The 24,416-nt window shown below is 40.5% G+C and carries 25 protein-coding genes and 2 riboswitches; of the genes, 7 read left to right on the forward strand and 18 right to left on the reverse strand.

What is annotated here, in order from left to right:
* The 4 genes from queE to FBF75_RS02840 form a co-directional block, all read right to left on the reverse strand.
* Complete coding sequence (gene queE, locus FBF75_RS02825) at positions 1-732, reverse strand: 7-carboxy-7-deazaguanine synthase QueE (RefSeq protein WP_008348085.1); 732 nt, start codon at positions 730-732, stop codon at positions 1-3.
* The gene (queD, locus tag FBF75_RS02830; protein WP_136944412.1) at positions 725-1,165 is read right to left on the reverse strand and encodes a 6-carboxytetrahydropterin synthase QueD; all 441 of its coding nucleotides are present in this window, start codon (positions 1,163-1,165) and stop codon (positions 725-727) included. Before queD ends, queE begins: the two co-directional genes overlap by 8 nt.
* Positions 1,166-1,822 (reverse strand): 7-cyano-7-deazaguanine synthase QueC, encoded by a 657-nt coding sequence (queC, locus tag FBF75_RS02835; RefSeq protein ID WP_008348090.1) that lies wholly within the window; start codon positions 1,820-1,822, stop codon positions 1,166-1,168.
* A gap of 158 nt (positions 1,823-1,980) precedes the next feature.
* Positions 1,981-2,025, reverse strand: a riboswitch (PreQ1 riboswitch).
* Positions 2,026-2,096: 71 nt separating this feature from the next.
* Positions 2,097-3,140, reverse strand: coding sequence for a YkvI family membrane protein (locus tag FBF75_RS02840; RefSeq protein ID WP_045035132.1), 1,044 nt, complete (start codon positions 3,138-3,140; stop codon positions 2,097-2,099).
* Positions 3,141-3,385: 245 nt separating this feature from the next.
* Here FBF75_RS02840 and FBF75_RS02845 point away from each other — a divergent pair, with 245 nt between their 5' ends.
* The 3 genes from FBF75_RS02845 (at position 3,386) to motB (ending at position 7,609) form a co-directional block, all read left to right on the forward strand.
* A complete protein-coding gene (locus tag FBF75_RS02845; protein WP_136944413.1) occupies positions 3,386-5,491 on the forward strand; it encodes an ATP-dependent Clp protease ATP-binding subunit in 2,106 nt (701 codons plus the stop codon).
* Between the two features lie 563 nt (positions 5,492-6,054).
* On the forward strand, positions 6,055-6,849 hold the full coding sequence (motA, locus tag FBF75_RS02850) for a flagellar motor stator protein MotA (protein ID WP_008346088.1): 795 nt from the start codon (positions 6,055-6,057) through the stop codon (positions 6,847-6,849).
* The gene (gene motB, locus FBF75_RS02855; protein WP_019743067.1) at positions 6,842-7,609 is read left to right on the forward strand and encodes a flagellar motor protein MotB; all 768 of its coding nucleotides are present in this window, start codon (positions 6,842-6,844) and stop codon (positions 7,607-7,609) included. The genes motA and motB overlap by 8 nt, the downstream gene beginning before the upstream one ends.
* Positions 7,610-7,795: 186 nt before the next feature.
* On the opposite strand, the gene mhqR is transcribed toward motB, so the two are convergent.
* Positions 7,796-8,251 (reverse strand): MarR family transcriptional regulator MhqR, encoded by a 456-nt coding sequence (gene mhqR / locus FBF75_RS02860; RefSeq protein WP_003211701.1) that lies wholly within the window; start codon positions 8,249-8,251, stop codon positions 7,796-7,798.
* Between the two features lie 204 nt (positions 8,252-8,455).
* Between mhqR and FBF75_RS02865 the strand changes: the two genes are divergently transcribed.
* On the forward strand, positions 8,456-9,955 hold the full coding sequence (locus FBF75_RS02865) for an ATP-binding protein (protein ID WP_008346092.1): 1,500 nt from the start codon (positions 8,456-8,458) through the stop codon (positions 9,953-9,955).
* 51 nt (positions 9,956-10,006) lie between these two features.
* On the opposite strand, the gene FBF75_RS02870 is transcribed toward FBF75_RS02865, so the two are convergent.
* From FBF75_RS02870 to FBF75_RS02895, 6 genes are all read right to left on the reverse strand, one after another.
* Complete coding sequence (locus tag FBF75_RS02870; protein ID WP_008346101.1) at positions 10,007-10,249, reverse strand: aspartyl-phosphate phosphatase Spo0E family protein; 243 nt, start codon at positions 10,247-10,249, stop codon at positions 10,007-10,009.
* A gap of 301 nt (positions 10,250-10,550) precedes the next feature.
* On the reverse strand, positions 10,551-11,081 hold the full coding sequence (locus FBF75_RS02875) for a 1,2-dihydroxy-3-keto-5-methylthiopentene dioxygenase (protein WP_019743068.1): 531 nt from the start codon (positions 11,079-11,081) through the stop codon (positions 10,551-10,553).
* Positions 11,082-11,097: 16 nt separating this feature from the next.
* Positions 11,098-11,730 (reverse strand): methylthioribulose 1-phosphate dehydratase, encoded by a 633-nt coding sequence (locus FBF75_RS02880; protein WP_048002296.1) that lies wholly within the window; start codon positions 11,728-11,730, stop codon positions 11,098-11,100.
* On the reverse strand, positions 11,694-12,389 hold the full coding sequence (locus FBF75_RS02885; protein WP_017367123.1) for a 2-hydroxy-3-keto-5-methylthiopentenyl-1-phosphate phosphatase: 696 nt from the start codon (positions 12,387-12,389) through the stop codon (positions 11,694-11,696). The genes FBF75_RS02880 and FBF75_RS02885 overlap by 37 nt, the downstream gene beginning before the upstream one ends.
* Positions 12,390-13,607, reverse strand: a complete 1,218-nt coding sequence (gene mtnW, locus FBF75_RS02890) for a 2,3-diketo-5-methylthiopentyl-1-phosphate enolase (RefSeq protein ID WP_136944414.1) — start codon at positions 13,605-13,607, stop codon at positions 12,390-12,392. It lies immediately after the preceding gene.
* A 98-nt stretch (positions 13,608-13,705) separates the two neighbouring features.
* Positions 13,706-13,807, reverse strand: a riboswitch (SAM riboswitch).
* 44 nt (positions 13,808-13,851) lie between these two features.
* Positions 13,852-15,042, reverse strand: a complete 1,191-nt coding sequence (locus FBF75_RS02895; RefSeq protein ID WP_052320890.1) for a pyridoxal phosphate-dependent aminotransferase — start codon at positions 15,040-15,042, stop codon at positions 13,852-13,854.
* A gap of 406 nt (positions 15,043-15,448) precedes the next feature.
* Between FBF75_RS02895 and mtnK the strand changes: the two genes are divergently transcribed.
* Together mtnK and mtnA are read left to right on the forward strand one after the other, a co-directional pair.
* The gene (gene mtnK / locus FBF75_RS02900; protein WP_017359452.1) at positions 15,449-16,642 is read left to right on the forward strand and encodes an S-methyl-5-thioribose kinase; all 1,194 of its coding nucleotides are present in this window, start codon (positions 15,449-15,451) and stop codon (positions 16,640-16,642) included.
* A 6-nt stretch (positions 16,643-16,648) separates the two neighbouring features.
* Positions 16,649-17,710, forward strand: coding sequence for an S-methyl-5-thioribose-1-phosphate isomerase (mtnA, locus tag FBF75_RS02905; RefSeq protein WP_096881330.1), 1,062 nt, complete (start codon positions 16,649-16,651; stop codon positions 17,708-17,710).
* A gap of 23 nt (positions 17,711-17,733) precedes the next feature.
* Here the strand turns inward: mtnA and FBF75_RS19905 are convergent, their stop codons facing one another.
* From FBF75_RS19905 to FBF75_RS02915, 3 genes are all read right to left on the reverse strand, one after another.
* Positions 17,734-17,868 carry a hypothetical protein gene (locus FBF75_RS19905; RefSeq protein ID WP_017359454.1) on the reverse strand — a complete coding sequence of 45 codons (135 nt, stop codon included), beginning with the start codon at positions 17,866-17,868 and terminating at the stop codon, positions 17,734-17,736.
* An 89-nt stretch (positions 17,869-17,957) separates the two neighbouring features.
* Positions 17,958-18,449, reverse strand: a complete 492-nt coding sequence (locus FBF75_RS02910) for a methylated-DNA--[protein]-cysteine S-methyltransferase (RefSeq protein ID WP_017359455.1) — start codon at positions 18,447-18,449, stop codon at positions 17,958-17,960.
* A gap of 1 nt (position 18,450) precedes the next feature.
* Positions 18,451-20,646 carry a PAS domain-containing sensor histidine kinase gene (locus tag FBF75_RS02915; protein WP_024719640.1) on the reverse strand — a complete coding sequence of 732 codons (2,196 nt, stop codon included), beginning with the start codon at positions 20,644-20,646 and terminating at the stop codon, positions 18,451-18,453.
* Positions 20,647-20,939: 293 nt separating this feature from the next.
* On the opposite strand from FBF75_RS02915, the gene FBF75_RS02920 reads away from it, so the two are divergent.
* On the forward strand, positions 20,940-21,959 hold the full coding sequence (locus FBF75_RS02920; protein ID WP_007498757.1) for an acyltransferase family protein: 1,020 nt from the start codon (positions 20,940-20,942) through the stop codon (positions 21,957-21,959).
* A gap of 33 nt (positions 21,960-21,992) precedes the next feature.
* Here FBF75_RS02920 and FBF75_RS02925 read toward each other — a convergent pair whose 3' ends face one another.
* The 4 genes from FBF75_RS02925 to FBF75_RS02935 form a co-directional block, all read right to left on the reverse strand.
* Positions 21,993-22,175: a hypothetical protein gene (locus FBF75_RS02925; RefSeq protein WP_058213829.1), complete on the reverse strand. Its 183-nt coding sequence runs from the start codon at positions 22,173-22,175 to the stop codon at positions 21,993-21,995.
* Positions 22,168-22,332 carry a hypothetical protein gene (locus FBF75_RS19605; RefSeq protein ID WP_008346124.1) on the reverse strand — a complete coding sequence of 55 codons (165 nt, stop codon included), beginning with the start codon at positions 22,330-22,332 and terminating at the stop codon, positions 22,168-22,170. Before FBF75_RS19605 ends, FBF75_RS02925 begins: the two co-directional genes overlap by 8 nt.
* The gene (locus tag FBF75_RS02930; RefSeq protein WP_019743078.1) at positions 22,329-22,856 is read right to left on the reverse strand and encodes a DUF421 domain-containing protein; all 528 of its coding nucleotides are present in this window, start codon (positions 22,854-22,856) and stop codon (positions 22,329-22,331) included. Before FBF75_RS02930 ends, FBF75_RS19605 begins: the two co-directional genes overlap by 4 nt.
* A 98-nt stretch (positions 22,857-22,954) precedes the next feature.
* The gene (locus FBF75_RS02935) at positions 22,955-24,301 is read right to left on the reverse strand and encodes a TrkH family potassium uptake protein (protein ID WP_007498761.1); all 1,347 of its coding nucleotides are present in this window, start codon (positions 24,299-24,301) and stop codon (positions 22,955-22,957) included.
* Positions 24,302-24,416 lie beyond the last annotated feature (115 nt).

Here is a 24,416-nt window from a genome sequence, read left to right on the forward strand (position 1 = left end):
CTATACGCCTCGTTTATTTCCCCACAATAGCGTGTGCAGCTGTGGTAGGACTCTCACACGATTCAAATCAGGATCTTGCGCTACTTGATCTACAAGCATTTCGTATTTCTTTAATAAGTGCGTTAATAAGTACGCATCATCAGCTGTTGTTGTATCATCATTTCCCACCTGCAAATAAAAGGGGAGTTCTGGGTATTTCGCATGAACATCCTTTGCATAGGCTAGATCAAGATCATCAAAGATCACGACCTTCAGGCTTGCATGATGCAACCTGTTTCCATTTTTCAATTCATCTATGATACGCGTTAGTTTCGTGAAATCGGTTTTCATATTAGAACTTGGTGGCTTTGGAGAAATGGTTAAATCATCTATCTTCAAAAACCAATCTTGATACATCGTTCCCTGCGTTTCAAGCGCCGTATCAATTCCTTCTTCATGCAATAAATCAATAAGTGATTCCATTTGTTTTAAAAGCGCAGGATTCCCACCTGAAATGGTGACATGAGAAAATGCCTTTCCACCTATTCTCTTCAGCTCTTTTACAATATCCTCTGCCTGAAGCCACTGAATATCATGCTTAGCTGATCCATCCCATGTAAAAGATGAATCACACCAGCTGCAAGAGTAGTCACAGCCAGCCGTTCTGACAAACATGGTTTTTTGGCCAATGACCATTCCTTCTCCTTGAATGGTTGGACCAAAGATTTCTAAGACAGGAATCGCTTTAGTCATTGAGCTCAACTCGTTTCGGACGGTAAATGCAGTAGCTTGTTGGTGTCTCTCTGACAAAAACTTGAACACATGTCGGCTTGTTCGCTAAAGTCGTTAAATATGCGGCCACTTTATCATACACAGTCTTTGCGACAACCTCAGTGGTTGGCATCGCGTATGGATCATTTGATGAGAATTCTTCATGATCATTGAGCAGTGTATGGTCGTACTGTCCATGAATGAGTTTTTTTAGCGTGCTAAAATTCACAAGGAAACCTGAATCATCTAGATGATCTCCTGCAATTGTAATGTTAATTGTATACGTATGACCATGTACGCGGCTACAAGCGCCAGCATCTTCTCTCGGGATAAAATGGGCTGCCGATACATTCATATCTTTATTTAATTCAAACGAAAATGGATGATTCGTCTGTGGATAGATTTGAGAAAGCATTTAGTTTGCCTCCTTCATGTCCATATACGTGTCATAGCCATTTTTCCGAAGCTTACATGCAGGACATTCCCCGCAGCCATCAGAAATGATGCCATTATAGCAAGTGAGCGTTTCATTTTTCACAAAATCTAGCGCATTCAGTTCATCAGCCAGCTTCCACGTTTCAGCTTTATTCAGCCACATGAGCGGCGTATGGATGACAAATGGTTTTTCCATTGCCAAATTCACGGTGACGTTACAAGATTTCACAAACTCATCTCGACAATCTGGGTAGCCGCTAAAGTCTGTCTCACACACACCCGTGATAATATGACGTGCTCCAATTTGATACGCAAGAATGGATGCAAAGGATAAGAAAACTAAGTTTCTCCCCGGAACAAATGTGGAAGGCAGTTCTCCTTCTTTTTCTTCAATATCAATGTCATCTCTTGTTAAGGCATTGGGTGCAAGCTGATTTAAAAGAGACATATCTAATAGATGATTTTTCACACCTAGCTTGTCAGCAATTCTTTTGGCGACATCAATTTCTTCTTGATGACGCTGATTATAATGAAAGGTTACCGTTTCAACCTCTTTAAATTGTTGAAGTGCCCATAGTAAACATGTTGTACTGTCCTGTCCCCCGCTAAAGACAACGACCGCTTTTTCATTTTTCATTTTTCCTTTTCCTCCTTTTGCAGACCCGTACCACTGCACAAAGCTGCATCTGAAAGGTTCATGAAAACCCCTATTTTCTCAAAAGAAAAGACACCTTTACATGTGTATGAGGTGTCCCAGCCATAAAAAATAAAAAATGCCACATCCAAGGATACGGCAAGTCCTTAGTTTTTTATAGAGGGTTTTGCTAGAACCTCTCCCGTTTTCACGGATTTTTGTTCAATTTTCACAGAGGATAGTGTACCACATAATTGGTGTACAAGCTATCCCTTCTTTACTTATCACGTGATGCAGGCACTTTTTTCAGACAAAGAAAGAGGATAAAAAAGATACTGACATAGCCAAAAACAGGGTAAACCGTTGAAATGAGTGTGCCGTATCCAATTTTACTGATGACATAACAGCAAAGCAGAATAAAGGATATCGTATACATACTGTTCAATCGGATATACGCCCTCACCTGTCTTTCGAGACCGTATAAATTCCCTATAACGGATGTAAAGACTTCACCAAAGATCACGAATAAATAGATGAGATGAATAGAGTTTGCGACTTGATACACCACTTGGGCCATCGGAATATCATACGCCTCCAGCATATCTAATGAAGAAAGGGATAAAAAGCAGGCGAGCAGAATGAGTGTCAACATCAGACCTCCAAGCACCGCTCCCTTTTTTATAACGGCTTCGGATGTCATTTCGTTTGCGACCGGCACTAATACGGCTTGAGACAGCGCTAAATTAAATGCACCATATGAAATCGCAGACAACATCCATTCGCCCTCTCCCATTTGCAGCCCCAGAACGTGGCTTTCACCGCTACTAAACACAAATGAGTCTAGAAACACAATCAGCGAAAAGAAAATCAGCATTGGAACGACAAGTACATTGACACCAAATAACCCTTTTGACCCTTTAAAAAGGACAATGACACTTAAAATAATCGTTAAAAAAATACCATATTCTTTTGAGATGCCAAGTTGTTCTTCAAAAATAGCGCCTGCTCCAGAAATCATCACTGACGTCACACCTAGTAATATAAAAAACATGACGATGTTAATATATCGACTCGCAGCAGCTCCAAATAAAAACCGATTCATATCTTGATAAGACTCCGCTTCAATTCGTTTGGAAATCAGCATCATTTTTGCGCCAAGGCCGGTAAAAATAACACCGCTAATCAAAATCCCGATCAATCCAATCCAGCCAAAACGAACAAAAAATTCTACGATTTCTTTTCCTGTCGCAAACCCAGCTCCAACCACTGTTCCTACATATACAAAGGCAAGCTGAAAAGCGGATTCATTTGAACGTTTCATATGACCCCTCCGCACCCATCACTTTCGATTGTCTCTTTTTTATCCTATGAGACAAGTTCCTTGAAAAGAAGGACAAACCATGATTAAATGCAAAAAAGGCTTTTTCATTCAGCGATGAGCAAAACAGTTGAAAGTCAAAATAGGTCAGAGTATACTATAGTCAAAGATGGTCAAACAACAGACCATTTTATTTAACATTCATTGGTCAAATAAAGTCAAACTTTATTTTAAGGAGGTCATGGCTCATGCGTTGTCAACATTGTCAAGTAAATGAAGCAACGATTCGCCTGAATATGCAAGTAAATTCGTCCCGTAGCCAAATGGTTTTATGTGAAGACTGCTATACCTCTTTGATGGAACAGTCAAAAATGAAAATGGGTCCTAACCTTTTCGGAGGCGGTTCATTCTTCTCTGAGCAAGCAGGACATGCGACGAGCCAAGAGCGGCCTAAACAAAAAGGCTTACTCGATGAGCTTGGCCGGAACTTAACGGATGGCGCACATGCTGGTTTAATCGATCCTGTCATTGGCCGTGATGAAGAAGTCACAAGAGTCATTGAGATTTTAAATAGAAGAAATAAAAACAATCCTGTCCTCATTGGTGAACCTGGTGTTGGTAAAACGGCCATAGCCGAAGGACTAGCACTAAAAATTGCAAATGGAGATGTACCAAATAAATTAAAGAACAAACAAGTTTATTTATTAGATGTCTCTTCACTTGTGGCAAACACAGGTGTACGTGGTCAATTTGAAGAACGGATGAAGCAATTAATTAAAGAATTGCAAAGCCGTAAAAATATCATCTTATTCGTTGATGAAATTCATCTTCTTGTAGGCGCAGGCTCTGCCGAAGGGTCAATGGATGCCGGAAACATTTTGAAACCAGCTTTAGCTCGAGGGGAACTGCAGCTAGTAGGTGCGACAACATTAAAAGAGTATCGTCAGATTGAAAAAGATGCTGCCCTTGAACGCAGGTTCCAGCCTGTCATCGTTGATGAGCCAACACAGGATGAAGCATTCGAGATCTTAAAAGGCATTCAGGATAAGTATGAAGCCTATCATGGCGTCACCTATTCTGACGAAGCCATTAAAGCGTGTGTTCAATTATCTTCGCGGTATATTCAAGACCGCCACTTGCCAGATAAAGCCATTGATTTAATGGATGAAGCAGGTTCAAAAGCGAATCTCTCCATTGATGCAGTAAGTGAAGATGAATTAACAAACCGTCTTGCGCAAATTGCCGCTGAAAAACAAGCTGCTTTAAATGAAGAACGCTATGAAAAAGCAGCGAAGCTTCGAGACGAAGAAGAAGCGATTGAAGCGAGATTGCAAAACAAAACAAATGACAAAGAACATGTCGTCACAGCTGAGGACATTCAGTCGATTGTAGAACAAAAAACAGGTATCCCTGTCGGCAAACTACAAGCAGACGAACAAACAAAAATGAAAGAAATTGATGTCCGCTTAAAAGCCCGCGTCATTGGTCAGGAACATGCGGTTGAAAAAGTGGCGAAAGCCGTAAAAAGAAGCAGAGCCGGCTTAAAATCAAAACATAGACCAACTGGCTCCTTCCTTTTCGTTGGGCCAACAGGCGTCGGGAAAACCGAATTGTCTAAAACATTAGCGGAAGAATTATTTGGCTCAAAAGAAGCGATCATTCGTTTAGATATGAGTGAGTACATGGAGAAACATTCCGTGTCCAAAATCATCGGTTCTCCTCCTGGTTACGTTGGACATGATGAAGCCGGACAGCTCACGGAAAAGGTTCGCAGAAAACCATACAGCATCATTTTGCTCGATGAAATCGAAAAAGCGCACCCTGATGTCCAGCATATGTTCCTTCAAATCATGGAAGATGGCCGGCTAACAGACAGCCAAGGCAGAACCGTCAGCTTTAAAGACACAGTCATCATTATGACAAGTAACGCTGGCAGCACAGATAAAAAAGCGGTCAAAGTCGGGTTCCAGTCTGAACAAGAAGAAGCCATCGAAGAACAATCATTGATTGATTCACTGAGCGCTTATTTCAAACCGGAATTCTTGAACCGTTTTGACAGCATCATTCAGTTTGATTCATTAGATAAAGACGATTTAGTCAAAATTGTGGATCTTCTGCTCAAAGATTTGTCAGAGCAGTTAAAAGAACAAAATCTAACTGTTCACGTCACAAACGAAGCGAAAGAAAAAATCGCTGAACTTGGTTATCATCCAGCATTTGGGGCTCGTCCGTTACGAAGAACGATTCAAGAGCATGTTGAGGATCAAATGACGGACATCTTGCTTGAAGAAGAACAACTTACTGGATTTACAGTCGATGTTGAACATGACGAAATTGTTGTGAAAAAGAGCTAAGTACATCCTAAGGAGGATCTTCAGCTCCATCATGTGGCAGTGTCTAAATTCCATCTGAGCGCCGACGCTCCCCCGCCTCTTTTCCTTTACGATAAAAGAAAAAGAGGTGGATCACATGGATCACATGATCAATTGGAACTACGATTTGATCAAAATCATACATGAAGAAAAATTAAAAGAATTGCTCTTAGATGAAACAGCTCAAAAAAGATGAAGTTTCCAGATTGTTGACAAAGGGCTAAAATGAACTTGATTTTAGCCCTTTGTCTTCTTTTCAGCGTGATAGAAAACCTTTGCAGCCTTAGGAAGGACGAGTACTGGCGCGGAGCGAATTTGGCATTCGTGAGCACCAGAGCGCAGGACTGACAAAGAATGCGAGGGTTTGTCTACACGCTGAAAACTCCCTTTTATATGAGGGAGTTTCTTTTTTTACGGCTTTCAGAAAGCGCTTTCGTCAAAATTTCTTCACATAAACTGTCTTAATTTTATATTCTGACTAAAACCCTTCTAGAAGACACCGATATTAACTATAGAAAAAGATAGTTAAAGGATTTGGTGAGATAATGGACAAAACATCGTTAATTGGTATTATTTTAGCATTTATTGCACTGAGTGTCGGTATGGTTTTGAAAGGTGTGAGTCTAACCGCTCTTATCAACCCGGCGGCTATATTGATCATTGTGGTTGGGACAATTTCAGCTGTTGTCATTGCCTTCCCATCTAGTGAAATTAAGAAAACACCAAAATTATTCGGCAAAATTTTCAAAGATAGCAAGCTTCCAACGATACAAGAAATGATTCCTCTATTTTCAAACTGGGCACAAATTGCTCGTCGTGAAGGTCTTTTGGCATTAGAGGCAAATCTTGAGGAAGTCGATGACGATTTTCTAAAGAACGGCTTAAGCATGGCAGTTGACGGTCAAAGTGCTGAATTTATTCGCGACGTCTTAACAGAAGAAGTCGATGCCATGTCGGAGAGACATCAGTCAGGCGCATTAATCTTTACACAAGCTGGTACATACGCTCCGACTCTAGGGGTACTTGGTGCCGTTGTCGGACTTATTGCCGCACTTGCAAACATGGGAGACATTGAAGCACTTGGACATGCGATCAGTGCTGCCTTCGTCGCCACACTGCTTGGGATTTTTACAGGGTATGTGTTGTGGCATCCATTTGCCAACAAGCTGAAGCGTAAATCAAAGGAAGAAGTAAAGCTTCGTCTCATTATGATTGAAGGGATTCTTTCTGTCCTTGAAGGCCAGTCTCCAAAGGTCATTGAGCAAAAACTTCTGATGTACTTACCAGCAAAAGAACGTGCAAATCTTGTCATTGAAGAAGGAGAAAAACAGAATGGCTAGGAAACGTAAAAACCATGATCATGAAGACCATGTAGATGAGTCTTGGCTGATCCCTTACGCCGATCTTCTTACGCTTCTTCTCGCCCTCTTCATTGTGCTGTTTGCATCTAGCTCCATTGATGCGGCAAAATATGAACAGATGGCTAAATCGTTTAATGTTGTCTTTACTGGCGGCACTGGCGTAATGGACCAATCAAGCATGCAGAGCACCGAGGAAACAGAAAACAGCAATCAAACCAAAAAATCCGCAGAAGATGAAGAAGAAGAAGCAAAAGCGAAAGCTCGTGACCAAGCGGTTTTAACAAAGGTTAAAAAGCAAGTAGATTCATTCATTGCGGATAAAAAACTTGGTTCGAAGCTTGAAACAAAGCTGACGGATGAAGGTCTGCTTATTACAATTGAAGACAGCATCTTCTTTGATTCTGGGCGAGCGGTGATCCGCTCGCAGGATGTTCCGTTAGCCAAAGAAATATCCAAGCTGCTCGTCATTAACCCTGCTCGTGATATCGTCATTAGCGGACATACAGATAACGTTCCGATTCGGAATTCTGAATTTGAATCCAACTGGTATTTAAGCGCCATTCGTGCGGTCAACTTTTTAAATATTCTCCTTGAAAACAGCAACCTAGACCAAGAGAACTTTAGCACAAAAGGTTACGGTGAATTTAAACCGATTGCCTCTAACGATACCGCAGAAGGCAGAAGTAAAAACAGACGCGTCGAAGTTCTTATTTTGCCAATTGAGAAAAAAGCAAAATAAATAGGAAGCCAGCAGCTTCCTTTCAGATCATGACAAAGGGCTAAAATGATGTTTATTTTAGTCCTTTGTCTTTTTTATGAGCGCGATTGAAAGCGCTTGTCGTTTATCGGTGCGTAGGACTGACACCATATGCGAGGATTAGTCTACATACTAAAAAGGAAGCCAGCGGCTTCCTTTTTTATGTGTTTATTCTTTATGATCATATAAATGCTTGGCACGCAGTCCTACATGTTTGAGCATATCGATGCAGGCATCCTTCTCCTCTTCACTAAGCACACTGATCATCTCGTGAATCTCTTTTGCATGATCTGGGAAGATGTCATCAAGTAAAGCTCTTCCCTGCTCCGTAATATGTGCAAATGTCACTCTGCGGTCTTCTGCACAAGCTTTCCGGCTAAGGAGTTCTTTTTTCTCCAATTTATCAACCACATACGTGATGCTTCCGCTTGCGAGTAAGATCTTATCACCTATTTGCTGAAGCGGCTGATCACCTTTATGATACAGCAATTCTAATACAGCAAATTCAGTTGGATTCAGACCGTGCTTCACAATATGTTTGTTCATGTGGTGATTAATGGAGCGATAGGCACGTGATAGTACAATAAATAATTTCAAAGATTTCTCAACATTATGATTTTCCATTTTTTATCATCCTTTATGAAATGCAACCCACTAATGTGACATTAATAAACAATAAGTAAAATGTCAACATGTTGAACCATTTTTAGCATGAAAAAGAGACCAGAACGAATCACCTAATTTTTTAAAAATCTCACAAGTCATCGTAATAAAGATAGGTTCAATGCTATAATAAGTCTATTAGGTAATACGTTGGAGCGATGAATCATGAGTATACTGAAAGGGTTTTGGAAGAAGATCAAGCTTTACCTTATTTTGGTCGTGATTCCAACCCTCATCATTAGTTATTTTATCTACGAAAAAGAAACTGAGAAAATTGATGTAAAAAACAAACAAACCGCTACACTTATGTTAAATATTCACAAAAACCAAATGAATTATTTAATCAGTGAAACAGAAGCAAGATTAACTTCCCTTGCCATGGGATTTGACCAGCCGCTTGAAACGAAAAGAGTACAAAACATCCTAGAGAAAATCTATAAACAAGAACCTCGTTTTTCAGGCCTGTATCTCCTAGACCAAAAAGGAAATGTCACAGCCAGCACCACACCATTAAAAGAAAAAATCAACCTGTCATTTAGAGATTACTTTAAACGTATTCAAGTCACAAAACAGACCGTCATCACAGATAACTATGTAAGCCGCATTACTAAGCAGCGGATTCTCTCCATTTGTGTCCCTGTTTTGAATGAGAACGACGAAGTCACGGATGTGCTAGTCGCTGCGATTCAAATTGATTATTTAAGAAATATTATGAATGTATTAAACCCAGAGCTTCATTTTAAGATGCTGAATCAAAATGGAGACGTTGTGTTTACAAGTGGTCCACAGCCAGCATCTGAAAGTGATAGCACCGTGTCTACATATTTAGATGAAAACAGCTGGAAGCTGGAGGTTTTTCCGCAGCGTGCGACAACAAGTGAAGTACTGTCTGTGATGCTGTTTCCTTTATCCAGTGCATTTATTCTCTTAAATATCTTATTCACACTCGTCCAATATATCATTTTAAGACGACAAACCCAGCAGGAACGCCACCAAAATGAAGCACAAAAGCTTGAACTCATTGGAACACTTGCGGCAAGTACAGCTCATGAAATTCGCAATCCATTAACAGGCATTAGCGGGTTTATTCAACTTTTGCAAAAGAAGTATCGTTCAGAAGAGGATCAGCTTTATTTTTCTGTCATCGAGGAAGAAATTAAACGGATTAACCAAATCGTCAGTGAGTTTCTTGTGCTTGGAAAACCAACGGCTGAAAAGTGGCAAAATAATTCTGTGAAAGAAATTGTGAGTGAGATCATGCCAATTGTATTTTCTGAGGCGAATCTTTATAATGTCGAGGTTGATTTGCAAATCAATACCATTCAAGATGTTGGCGTGTATTGCACGAAGGATCACATTAAACAAGTGGTATTGAATGTAGCGAAAAACTCGTTAGAAGCGATGCCAAATGGCGGTCATTTGAAGATTGTCATTGAGGCTGAAAAAGAACAGGTCATCATAAAAGTGAAAGATACAGGTGAAGGTATACCAGAAGAGATGCTGAAACATATCTTCCTCCCTTTTATTACGTCGAAGGAAAAAGGAACAGGTCTTGGGCTTGTTGTGTGTAAACGAATCATTTCGATGTATGGGGGGACAATCGATATCGAGAGCGAAGTGAATAAAGGAACAACCGTGATCATCATGCTCCCTTCTGCACACTAATAGCTGAAGCATTCATCCGGTTTTGCTAATGGCAAGACCGGTTTTTTGATGTCAATAAGAAGGACGATTGACAGAAAGGAGACTCATTTGTGATACAAGATCATGAAAGGAAGCAACAGATTGTTGTTCATGAAAAAGAAGATACTGATACTCATTCATCAGGTTGTCCAGTTCTTGACTATATTTAATTGTCGTCTCACCTGTATAGCCTTCTACTTGAGCAGCTTCTACCATTTGTCTTCTCTTTTCATCAATTGACATTAATAGCTGTTCTTTCCGTACATAAATATTCATGATCTCAGCTCCCGCTATGAATTCGTCTGTCTACGCTCTAAATGATCCGACACCAAAATTATACTTTATTTGTAAATTAAATTAAATATGCTTATTTTATTTAATTTTTTACAGCCTAAAGACCTTTTACCCAATGAATTCTGGGGGTAAACTTCAAAATTGGACAGGACTGACACATTGATTAAACAGAATTTTATCCTATGCAGAAGACCAAAATCAACTATTTTCTCTCTCATTTTATGTCTATTTTCCTAAAAAAAAGCTGATCTTCCGCCTCATGCGAAATGATCAGCTCCCACTATTAAACCGTTTCTTCTTCGTAAATTGGCACCCAGCCCTCAGTTGTGACAAATATGCGAACGGCGACGACTTGACGATCTTCTTGAAGTGTAAAGTAGTGACGAATATTCGGGGGCACAGAAATTAAATCACCTGGATTCAGTCTCACATCAAAAAAGACGCCGTCTTTGCCTTGAATGGCAAAGATTCCATGACCGCTCACGATAAATCTGACTTCATCATCCGTATGATGATGCTCACGTTTAAAGTTTTGAAGCAGTTCATCCAGATTAGGAGTCGCATTTGATAATGAAATCACATCCTGCGCTTTGTATCCTCTTCGCTCGGAAATACTCTTTATTTCCTCTTGAAACACAGTTAAAATTTCTTCCTTTTCATCATCTGTTAAATCGTACTTTTCTGATAACTGTTTTGGTAGTTTTTCAATATCCCAATGTTCATAAATGACCCCTTGCTGTTCTAAATACGCCTGGACCTCTTGTTCGTTCTCAAGTAACGTGTTCTCTTCATTATGAATGTAAATGGTCGCCATGTGTGTTTCCTCCTTTTTATTTAACAAGCTGCTTTTGATAAAGCGCTACTTTCAAATGATAGGTAAATAAAAATTCATAAGCCTCTAAGACTCGTTTGGCTTCAAATGCGGTTTTCCCCCAAACGGTGATGCCATGATTACGAATGAGTACAGCACCAGCATCGTCCGTCAGGTGCACTGCAAATTGCTCTGCAAGGTGCGGAATATGAGCTGGGTTTTCAATAATAGGAACAGCAACTTCTGCATCCTCTTCCCAATAACCAAGCGCTTTGATGATTTCGTTGCCTTTAAAACGAATTTCTCCTTTATCGCCATACAGCTCAGAAATGACATTGTTATCGATCGTGTGGACGTGAAGACAACATCCTGCTTTCGTCCGCTCATAAACGTATGTGTGAAGCAGTGTTTCAGCTGATGGCCTGAGCGGCTGATTCGGATGAACCGGCTGACCTGCTGCATCAACAAGAACAAAATCTTCGTCGGTTTCTTTTCGTTTATCTTTGCCGCTTGCCGTCACCAAAAACGTGATGGGATCATCCGACACTTTTATCGATAAATTGCCGCTCGTTCCGTAAAACCAGTCTCTTTGTGCCAATTCACGTTTGACGTCTGCTAGTTCCTTCCAGCGTTTACTCTTCTCGTCTGCCATTCCTTCACTTCCTTTATTTGATCAAATTGCGCTTTTAGATCAACAAATGTTTCATACTCTTTATGTACGAGCCCTAGCTCTTTACATTCGTTCAGTAAATAATCACGTGCAAACGTGAGATCCGCATGTTTCGCTGCCTCAATATCAGTCACTGAATCACCAATCATGATAATAAAATCATCTTCCTGCGTCAGCTCTCGAATAATGGAAGGCTTGCAGCAGCCACAGCCATTTTGGCATTCTGAATCACAGGCATGCGGCCATTCAATTTGAATATGGTCTTCTTTAAATGATGCATGGTTACAATAAATATTCTCTTGTTCGACAATCCCTTCAAGGATGGGATAGACAAAAAAGTCCATACCGCCGCTGAGTACATAGAAAGGAATGTCTGCTTTTTTGACATCATCGACAAACTGTTCAAATCCTTCACGAATCTCTGTATCCTCTAAAATAAATGACCGAATGGCTTCTTTCTGATCACTCGTCAGTAACTGAAACATCTGTCCGACGCCTTCTTGGATCGTGATCTCTTTTGCTAGAACACCATCCTTCCATTTCGTCCATTCTTTTGGAGCAAACTGCTTCATGATGCGAATGATATTATCATTTTTCGTAATCGTGCCATCAAAATCACAACATACAATTGGTTTTTTCATTTATTCTGCTACCCTTCCCCAAAGATCAAGTGCTGCTTGTAAGTCTTGACAAGTTGATGCTTTTTCTTCGATAGACTCTTTTTTGACCACCGCATCAATGATTGAACGAAAGGCTTTCCCTCCTCCGATTGCTCCCCGCGGATGTCCGTGAATTCCCCCGCCTGCATTAATGACATGATCAAGTCCAAAATCTTTGATTAAGATCGGCACCATACCCGGGTGAATGCCTGCTGAAGGAACAGGAAATGTTTGTTGAACTGTATCCTCTTTCACACATGCTTCGAAAATGCCCATGGCATCTTTTTTCGGAAGGGCGACTGATCCATAAGGAGAGGGAAAAAGACTTAAATCAGCGCCAGCATATCGATTTAATTTGCCTAAAAGAAGGGAATGCGAGAATCCATAGTCTGGAGAGGATGTCATTGCACCGCTCACTGCCGGATGTGCCATGATCGGCAATGGGATCTCTGGATCTTCAGCCAAGCTTTGCATGACATCAAGTCCATAGGCAAAAACGTTGAATAAAAGCGCATCAGCCCCGAGTTCGGCTGCCTTTCTTGCTCTATCTTTCAAATCAAAAGTTCTACCAGTTAAATTAACAGCATAAAGCGTGCGATGTTCTGTCTCTTCATATGTTTCTTTTAATATCTTTTTTCCTTCCTTGATTCGATCTTCAAAAGGCGCTAATGGGCTTTCAAATAAAATCTCATCATCTTTGATGAAGTCTACTCCACCTAAAGCCTGTAAGCGGAGCTGTTCTTTTAAATCCTCCATATCACGGCCGATCACGCCTTTAAATATACTCATCAATAGTGGCCGATCAAACACGCCTACTTTCTTTCGTATCCCCTCAATGCCAAATACCGGTCCTGGCAGACAGCGTTTAAACCTTTCCGAAAATTCGATATCGACTAGCTTTACTTTTCCATCCAGTGAAAGTTTACCAAAAATCGTCGTCAACACCGCTGGTATATCAGCTGAAAAGTTTGCCTCAGGATAAGCAATGGTCACCTCTGATTGATACAGACCACCATTTGCGGGAGACTGATCTTTTACGCTCACCACACGGCCTTTATGTTTTTTCAGCTGCTCCTTTTTGAGCTGCGGCAAGTCCGTCCATGACCCGACCGTTAACCCAAGTGCGATCTGCTCTGCTTTTCGGTCTATTTGTTCATCCTCTCGATGTGTTAGTACGTATGTTGCCAGTAGTTCACTCACTAGGAATCCCCTTTCGATTGCGTCCTGTATATGGTCAATAAAAAACCTCTTTAAGTGCTTGATCAGCGCGTTAAAGAGGTTTCGTCTCATTCATCCGAATCTTATCTCTCAGCGCTTGCTGCAAGAATTAGCACCGTGCTTCATGGAAGTCGGTTGCCGGGCTTCATTGGGCTAGTCCCTCTGCCTACTCTTGATAAGAATATTCAATTTTCTTAAATATTGCCTGAATTATCGCACCATTTTTTTACGTTGTCAATGGCTTTTTTTCAAATAACTGCAAGGCAGCGATACGATCAGCGGCTTCCTTTAGTCGCTCCTCACTTGTTAAAAGTCCGATTCTGACGTAGCCTTCACCGTGAGCACCAAAGCCATTCCCGGGTGCCACAACAACATGTGCTTTTTCTAATAATACATCAGAAAAAGTTTCCGATGTATACCCTTCAGGCACCTTTAACCAAGCAAAAAACGAGCCCTTTGGCGCACTGACGTCCCAGCCAATCTCTTTGCATGCAGCAATCCAAGTGTTTCGTCTTTTTTCGTACCGATCATTTTGTACTTGGACGCACGTTTGATCGCTTAAAAGTGCTTCTGCTGCTGCATCTTGAGTTGCTTTAAACAGTGACACAAACAGGTGATCCTGATAAAGCTCAATGGCTTCGATAACAGAGGCATTCCCTGCTGCAAAACCGACTCTCCAGCCAGCCATATTATACGTTTTGGACAATGTATAGATTTCAATACCTGTCTCTTTTGCTCCGTCTATTTGCAGGAAACTGAGGGGCTTTTCGCCATCAAATCCTATGCCGCCATATGCAAAATCATGGACAACACACATCTTATTTTCACTCGCAAACGCAACAGTATCTTCAAAAAATGTCCGGGTTGCAGTCGCACCAGTCGGATTATTTGGGTAATTTAAGTACATCAATTTTGCTTGATCCTTATCTTCATCAGACAGTTGGTGGTAGTCAGGCAAAAAGTCATTTTGTTCAAGAAGAGGCATTGTGACCATATGAGCTCCGGCAAGCACAGCGCCTGACCAGTAATCAGGATATCCTGGGTCTGGAACAAGCAGCGTATCACCTGGATTCAGTAAACATTGCGGCAGCTCGACTAGTCCCGCTTTCCCTCCAAATAAGATGGCAATCTCTGTCTTTGGGTCAAGCGTGACGCCATATTCTCTTTCATAAAAAGCAGCTGCAGCTTTTTTTAGTTTCGCTGTCCCGCGGAATGAGGAGTATTGATGATTTTCAGGTTTTGCTACCGCTTCCTGCATCGCTTTCACAATATGTGGAGGAGTGGGCTGATCAGGATTTCCTTGACCTAAATTAATCACATCTGCCCCTTCCTGCACTTTTTTCTGTACTTTTTGTACAAGCGACGCAAAAAATTGTTTCGGTAAATGTTTCAATACATCTGATTGCTGGAATTCCATTTTTTCACCTTCTATTCAAGTTACGTGACAATACAATCACTGTAATGGATTGTTTTATGAATTGTAAAGCAATTTTGAAAAAAGATTGACATGTGAACTGCAGCTCTGATAATATCTAGAATTAAGAAATGCAAGCAGACATGAAACAATTACATATTGATTTCTCTTATCGAGAGTTGGGCGAGGGATTTGGCCTTTTGACCCCAACAGCAACCGACCGTTAATACCACTGTGAAGTGGGGCGCAGCAAGAACAGCGCCAAGACAATTCATTGTCTTATAGGGCACGGTGCTAATTCCATCAGACGTATGTGCTGAGAGATAAGAGAGGCTTCGAGCATACACGCCATCAAGCCTCTTTCTCTCAGGAGAAAGAGGCTTTTTTATATGATTTGGAGGGGAAGCAATTGGTTACACTTACGGCATCATATGAAGAATTAACAGAGAGTTCGGCAGTTGCACTTGCCATTAGACTTGGATTGATTCAGGAGAGCAGTCATTTAACATGCACTGAAATCGGTGACGGAAATTTAAATTACGTCTTTCATATTTATGATCACAAACAAGCAAAAGGACTGATTATCAAACAGGCCCTTCCTTACGCAAAAGTCGTTGGAGAAAGCTGGCCGCTGACATTAGATCGTGCAAGAATTGAAAGTGCAGCACTCATCAAGCAATCAGAGTATGCACCTCATCTTGTACCAGCCGTCTATTATTCGGATACAGCTCTTGCAGTGACGGCAATGGAGGATCTATCACACCTTGAAATCGTCAGAAAAGGGCTAATTGCCGGAAAACATTATCCGTATTTATCAGATCATGTCGGAGAATTTTTAGGCAAAACACTATTTTACACGTCTGACTTTGCCACAAATCCTAAAATCAAAAAACAATTCGTGAAACAGTTTACGAACCCTGATCTTTGTGACATTACAGAAAAACTCGTCTTCACAGATCCTTTCTTTGACAGCGAAACGAATGACTTCGAAGAGGAATTAAGAGAAGAGGCACAAGCACTATGGGCTGATCTTGAACTGCAAGCAAAAGCAGCCGAATTGAAACGGATCTTCTTAACCTCTGCTGAAACACTGGTACATGGAGATCTTCATACAGGCAGTATTTTTGCAAACGAAACGGAAACGAAAATCATTGATCCAGAGTTCGCTTTTTACGGTCCTTTCGGATTCGATATCGGTCACTTTATTGCCAATCTGTTCATAAATGCTTTATCTCATGAGAATGAGCAGGATCAGCAGCACCTTTTTGATCATGTCGTCAATGTGTGGGCAACATTCAAAGAAGTGTTCACAAAAGCATGGAAAGAAGACAGTATTGAAGCGTTTAGTGTATCGGACAGCTTTTTAGAAACAACGTTTGACCGTATTTTAAAAGAAGCCACCGGCTTTGCTGGCTGTGAGCTTGTTCGCCGAACCATCGGTCTTGCACATGCGGCTGATCTCGATGCGATTCCATCACATTCTAGAAGGCTTCAGCAGAAAAAAGCAGCACTTACACTAGGAAAAACATTCATCAAACAATATCAAGCAGTGGAAACAGCGTCTGACCTCGTCGCATTATTCCAGCAAACTGTAAAGGAGTGACGAGTTTTGTCTAAAGAATTTGAAGTTCCCCGTTCCGTCGAATGGGAAGAAAACCGTATCAACATTTTGAATCAGCAAAAATTACCCGCTGAAACCGTGTTTGAGCATTTATATACAAAAGAAGATGTGTATGATGCCATTGTGACGCTAAAAGTGCGCGGAGCACCTGCTATTGGCATTACAGCGGCTTTTGGGCTCGCACTCAGTGCACAAGAGATTGATACAGAAGACATTGATCTCTTTAAGCGAGAAGTCGCTCGCCTGAAAGAATATTTAAACAGTGCTCGTCCAACCGCTGTGAATCTTGCCTGGGCATTAGACCGGCTTTATCAGCGCATTGAGCGTGCTGCTTCGGTGAATGCAGCCAAAACTGATCTTGTCCATGAAGCCATTCAAATTCAAATCGAAGATGAAGAAACATGCCGGCAAATCGGTCAAAATGCTCTTCAGCTCTTTAAATCTGGTGATCGAATTATGACCATTTGCAACGCAGGCTCCATTGCCACAAGCCGGTACGGAACAGCGCTTGCACCCTTTTATTTAGCGAAAAAGAAAAACCTCGATCTTCACATTTACGCATGTGAAACACGTCCTGTCCTGCAAGGCGCTCGTCTGACGACATGGGAATTGATGCAGGGCGGCGTAGATGTGACGCTTATCACGGATAATATGGCAGCCCATACGATGAAAGAAAAACAAATTTCTGCCGTGATTGTTGGTGCTGATCGAATCGCTAGAAACGGTGATACAGCAAATAAAATTGGAACGTTAAGTCTGGCTATTTTAGCTAAACACTTTCAAATTCCATTTTTTGTGGCAGCGCCTCTTTCGACCTTTGATGTGTCAACTAAGGATGGATCAGATATTCCGATTGAAGAACGCGACCCACAGGAAGTAAAGGAATTAAACGGCATCCAAATTGCGCCTCCTGACGTGCAGGTATTTAACCCTGCCTTTGATGTCACTCCTCACCACCTCATTTCCGGAATCATTACAGAAAAAGGCATTATCACTTCCAACTATACAGAAGAGATTGATGCACTATTCACTGAAAGCGTGTCACTTTAATCAAACAAAAGCGCGGGTTCTTATCATTTAAGAGCACCGCGCTTTTTTGTTTCGTTCGTTTTTGCTAATATTTCTTTTTTCTGTTCTTCTGTCAACACGTTCATTTTGACACATAGTGATGTGACGGCGTACATTTTATCTTTTTTGCCCCATAACATGTTAGTAGCCTCCTTTTTCCCTAGACCAACTTTTTTAGCTTAATAAAAGGATATGTCGCTCACTAAACATTTGGAACAGGTCAATTCATTTATTTTTGAACAAATGGGATGCCTTCTAATTCTAACAGGATCGCTTTCATCCCTGTCTTCGTCCCTGCATAACCAGTCAGAGTCCTGTCTTTTCCAATGACCCGGTGACACGGGATAAAAATAGGCAATGCATTGCGTCTATTAGCTTGTCCAATGGCTCTGACAGCCTTTGGATTACCGATCGCTTCTGCAATATCAGCATAGCTCTTTGATTCACCATACGGAATAGTAGAAAGTGCCTCCCACACTTGCTCTTGAAACGGAGAGCCTGCTTGCTTGAGCGGGAGATCGAACACTTTCCGATCGCCCTTAAAATATTCATCCAGCTGTTTTTTCGCTTCTTTTAATACAGGCGTGTCTTCTTGTTTAAAATGGTCTCTCTGTTCTTTGACCAAAAACGATTCATCATCAAACTTCACTTCAATGATGGCACCATCTTTCTCTAGTATATATAATGCCCCGATTGGTGCGGTATAGACTGTATAATACACATTAAAGCTCCCCTTCTTGTTTCTGCTGCCGGAGTGGAAGCGTGAGATGGAACACTGTTCCGACCCCTTCTTCACTCTCTACTTCAATGGTTCCTTGATGCTCTTCAATAATTTTATAACTAACCATTAACCCAAGTCCAGTGCCTCTTTCTTTTGTTGTATAAAATGGTTCTCCGAGACGCTTTAGTTTATCCTCTGTCATGCCGCAGCCTTCATCACGAAGAGAAATCACAATGTGCTCCTCCCCCTTCCTTTGAATGCTCACGTATACATTTCCTTTCTGAGGCATTACTTCAATCGCATTTTTTAAAATGTTAATAAAGACTTGCTTCAATTGATTTTGTTCACAGTAGATGAGCGGAATATCATCCAGCACATCTAAATGCATTTGTACATTGCCAAGATTGGCCTGTGCGTGAAGAAGGTCCATCGTGTCTTTGACAATTTGCACGACATTTTTTTCTTCATAGATGATGGCCTGCGGTTTCGCTAAAATCAAAAATTCTGTAATGATGGATTCGATTCTTTTTAGCTCTGATGTGATGACATTAAAATAGAGCGAATACTCCCCTTCAATGTTTCCTTTGAGCAGCTGAATGAAGCCTTTTAAAGCCGTCATTGGATTTCTAATTTCATGAGCAATTCCTGCGGCAAGCTCTCCGACAACATGAAGCGTATCCGATTTTCTTACCCGCTCCTCTAATTCCTTGCGTTCAGTCACATCTCTAAAGATGGCCAAATTCATGTTATGAATAATATTTCGTTTAAAAGAAAACTCCAAAATACGTTGATCTGGATGGTTCAGCACAAATGGAACTTCATTGTCCATCTCGTCTAATGACATCGCCTGAGCTGGCTGCGCCAAATTTTCAATTTGATATGGCGCAAGGATATGAAAAAGGTTCATTTCCGTTAAGTGATCATCTTTGAGGCCAAGCAGTTCACTTGCGGAAGGATTCACATCTATAATCCGGTATTGATTATCGAAAAGAACAATGCCATCCATAGAGCCATTAAATACTTTACGAAATTTGAGCTCACTTTCTCGCAGCTCCTCTTCCATTCGCTTTCTGTCACTGACATTCCGTAAAATGGTTAAGTGCTGCCCTTCTAATACCGCATGCTTAGAGGTGAACTCAAGCTCTTTGAATTGGCCATTCGCCATTCTAAAGAGGAGTTCTTCTCTGATTTCAAGATTCCTGATATACCGTCTTCTTGTCGGCCGGTATCTGCGATCAGATTTGACTAGAAAATCCATGAGTTTCTTGCCAATCAGCTGATGCATCGGTAATTCAAAAATTCGGCAGGCTGATTCATTTGCCCTGACAATTTCTCCATCATCCGCCCAAATGATGATGGCATCCATCGCATTTTCGAATATTTCTCTAAAACGTTCTTCACTTTTTAGCAGCTTTTCTTCCATTAATCTTTTTTCTGTAATATCACGCATGATGGACATGTAAAAACCGCTCATCACATTGGATGTGATGGTCAGTTCGAATAATTTGTGCTGCCCAGATTGAAGGGTAACAGGAAGTTCTCCCTTTGCTTTCCCTGTTTCTTTCAATGAAGTTAAGAGCTGCTGGAGCGCTGGAAGGTTTTCTTCTTCAACAAATTCATTTAAGTAGCGGTCTGTTAAATCTGTTTTTTGAAGTTCAAAGCTCTGGCAAAAAGAGTGATTGGCGTCAATCATACAACCATCCTGATCAAAAATGACCATACCGTCAATCGCTCGATCAAATAAATCTTTAAACAGCTGCTCATTCATCGAACGTTCTCGCTCTAATATTTTCTTTGAAGAAATATCACGCATGACGACAATATATTGTTGATTCACCACGTCGTGCTCCGCCACAAATTCAATATATTTTGTCTCTCCATTTTCAAGTTGAATGGAGATCTCTCTTTTTAACGTTCCTTTTCGAAAAAAAATCTCAAGCGAGCAGTCAATTTTGTTTTTCGGGATGCCGTATAGGAAATCTAGAACGGATTTATTGAGGAGGTCTTCTTTCGGTGTTTGCACAAGCCGGCATGTCGCTTCATTGGCTTGAATAATGTTGAGGTGCTGATCAAATATAAAAATGGCATCTAACGTCTTATTTAACAGCATTTTGTGCTGTATCAATTCATTTCGCAAATATTCGTTCTCTTTTTCTAATTTTCTGATATTTTTCGCGCCATCGAGCGTTTCAGTCATTCTCTTACACTCCTTTTCCAGCCTCATTCCTCTACAATATTTCTACAAGATTTTCATTGTTCCTTCATTCGACTCATAAAAAAAGAGAACTTTTTACACGAGGCTTGCTTCATTTGTTTCATTTGGATGACACGATTGTATAACGATTCTCTTTTCTTACGCTTCTTTTACAACCGTTCTACAATTTCACATCAAATAGCGAAATGAGCCAATTTGTATTTTAAAATGGGGCAAATGAGGGAACAGTGCACTTAGAACGTTTATGTTCGAAATGAAGCAGGAAAGGTGATGTTATGACGTCAACGAGAGACAGTTATTTCGATAATGCAAAATTTCTTCTGATTTTTCTAGTTGTTTTTGGTCATTTGTTACGGTCATTCATACATGATAATGACTGGATACTCTACTTATATAAATTTATTTATACATTCCATATGCCCGCTTTTATATTGGTGTCTGGCTTCTTTGCCAAAGGTTTTAGAAAACCAGGTTTTATGAAAAAAGTCGCAGTTAAGCTGATCATCCCATATTTGATTTTTCAGGTCATCTATTCTGTGTATTATTATTTCTTACAGGATCAAAGCATCTCTAACTTAAATCCGATTGATCCACAATGGTCTTTATGGTTTTTAATCAGTTTATTCTTTTGGAACTTACTACTCATTCCTTTTTCAAAACTGCCATTCCACTGGGCAATGATCGTTAGTTTATCGATGGCGTTACTTGTCGGTTACGTGGACAGCATTAGTGATACGCTCAGCCTATCTCGTACGTTTGTCTTTTTGCCGATGTTTTTAGCTGGCTTTTATTTAAAAAAGCAGCACTTTGAATTTATCCGAACAAGCAAAGGGAAACTGACTGCACTTCTTGTACTGATGGCCGTGTTCATGTTTTGCTATTTTTATGAATTCGATTATTCCTTTTTATTTGGGTCACAATCGTACGCTTCTCTTGGAGATGAAGGACTCATTGCAGCGATGAAACGAATGGCATGGTATTTACTTGCATTTGCTGCTACCTTTAGTTTCTTTGCATTAGTCCCAACCCGCCGGTTCTTTTTTACCAAATGGGGCACAAGAACTTTATATGTCTATTTACTTCATGGCTTTGTGATTAAGCTTTTAAGAACGACTTGGTTTGATGATTGGGCTCTAAATACGGCAAGTGTATTGATTCTATTGCTACTTACGGTCCTCTTAACCTTTACCCTATCTAGTACATTTGTTAAAACTGTTGCACAACCAGTCATCGAGCTCAAAATGACCAGTCTGATGCGAACCATTACTGGCAGACAAAACAGTTATATTAAATAGAAAAAACGATCTCTCAGGATCGTTTTTTTCTATTTATTTTTTGTTTTTCTGTTCAGTATGACATACATCGTTTTTTTTAGGCTTCATTAAGGTATCAATCCATTTACTGCTGTTTATATCTCCCAGCTCGCTGCCAAATTCCTCTTCCAAGATATCGGGGTTCATCGGTTTTTTATGGTCTTTCATATCTTTACTTTTCACATGTTTTTTAGTCACGAGATGCCCCCCCTTGTTTACCTTGATGAGAATTTCGGTTCGCCTGGCGGTCTTCTGATTGCTCGTCAAATTGTGTTTGTCCTTGATCGTGTGCCATGCTTTCTGTAGGCGTCATATTATTCGTGAGTGCTTCATTTTTTGCTGTTTTTCTTTTCATCTGTCATCATTCCTTTTTAACATGTTTAGTTCTTCGCTCAATTGATCAAATAGCTCTTTCATTTGTTTGACTGTCACTGGTTTTTCCTCAGGCTTTAACTCATATCCAATTTGCCCATTCGCTTCTAGCGTTGCTTTTTTGAGACTGCTGATGTCTGTGATGCCCTGCTGCTTTAAGCGCATTTTGAATTGGTCCCTTGTCAGCCGCGTTTTTTTTAGCTTGTGATCAAGCATTTCTCCATCCTCTAAAATCACCACAGACTTCCCTGAAACCAACTTTTCAAAAAAATCAAATTGGATCGACAGCTTTTCCATAATCACAAGCGCCACAATAAAAATGGCGGCCGCATAAATGGTTTCAAGTAAATTATGCTCAATAAAGGGTTGGATAATAATCGATCCAATCGAAATCATGATGACTGTCTGTTGAACCGTTAATTGACTAATGGATTTGGGCCCTGCTATTCTCAGCAGCAAAGTACCAACGAGCAGCATTACAATTGCTTTCCATAACACATCCAGCACGTCTCTTTCACCTCTTACCTATAGATTGCGAACATCCTTTGTGATTTAGCCAGTTATATAATGGAAATAAAAAAACCAGCATTCAGTAGGAATGCTGGTTAGCCGATGATCACACGCTCTTTCGGATAATGATAATTCGCTTCACTTTCCCGGCGACCAATTAAATACAAGAAGCTTGGAATTCCAATCCGTCCTATAAACATGACCACCATAATAATACACTTACCAAATACCGACAAGTCAGACGTAATTCCGAGCGACAGTCCCGTTGTTCCAAAGGCAGAACAAACTTCAAATAAAGTTTCAAGAAGTGTATGATGGTCTGATAAAGTTAACAGAAACGTAGCACCAAACACTAAAATAAAGGCCATCATCGTCACCATGAGGGATTTATTAATATCCGCTTGATGAAGCTCTCTTTTAAAGATTTTAATGGACTTATTTCCTCTCGCAAAGTGAAACAAAGCAAGTAAATTAAGGGCAAACGTAGTTGTCCGAATTCCGCCCCCTACCGAGCTTGGAGATGCCCCGATAAACATCAGCAAACATAAAAATAACAGTGTCGGCTCTGTCAATTGCGTAATATCTAATGTCGAAAGCCCGCCACTTCTGGTAGCTGTTGATTGAAACAAAGAATAAAACAAGATTTCATGCCAGCTCTTCCCTAGAAAAGTAAACCGGGCTTCAAGTGCATAAATCCCAATTGCCCCAACGACAACAAGGAGACCAAACGTAATCGTTGTAATTTTCGTAAACAATGAAAACGATGCATGTTTTCGGTCTTGATTGAATAAATAATCCTTTACTTCGACAAGTACTGGAAAGCCAATAGCGCCAAAAATGATGAGCAGCATCGTGATAAATTGGACGAAATAGTCATCTTTATAAGGAATTAACGAATTCCCTGTAATATCAAAGCCTCCATTGGTTGTTGCACTGATACTAGAGAAAAACCCGTGTAAAAAAGCGCCTTGCACATCGTAATACTTTAGAAAATACATACTTAAAATCAGACCGCCTACAAACTCAATCAGCAAGATTAAATATAAGACCTGCTTCATGAGTTTCACAATTCCTGATAAGTTGCTCTGGTTTTGGTCTGCCATAATTAATTTTCTTTCTTTAATGCCGATCCTTTTTCGCATAACCAGCCAGACGAATGTACCAAGTGTCATAATGCCGATACCCCCGATTTGCAAAACAAATGCAAGGATCCACATCCCGGTCACACTAAATGTTTGTGACGTATCGACAACAGTCAGACCCGTGACACTGACAGCACTCACAGCTGTAAACAGCGCATCAATAAATGTCCATTTGACTCCTTCTTGGTGAGCCACTGGCAGACTGAGTAGAATGAACGACACGGTCACAGCAAGAAAATAGTAAAGGGCAATCAGCTGAAAAGCCGACAGCCGGTCAATTAGTTTTTTCATTGGATTCATGGTTATTCCTTCTTTTATCTTTCTTTTCGAATACTTTATCATTTTAATGAAAAGAGAGAAGATTTTAAAGGTATTTTGTGCTTTATTTACTTTTTCATCAAAAAGAAAAAGACAT

The organism is Bacillus sp. S2(2019) (assembly GCF_005144805.1).
In the GTDB taxonomy this organism is placed as follows: Bacteria; Bacillota; Bacilli; order Bacillales; family Bacillaceae; genus Bacillus; species Bacillus altitudinis.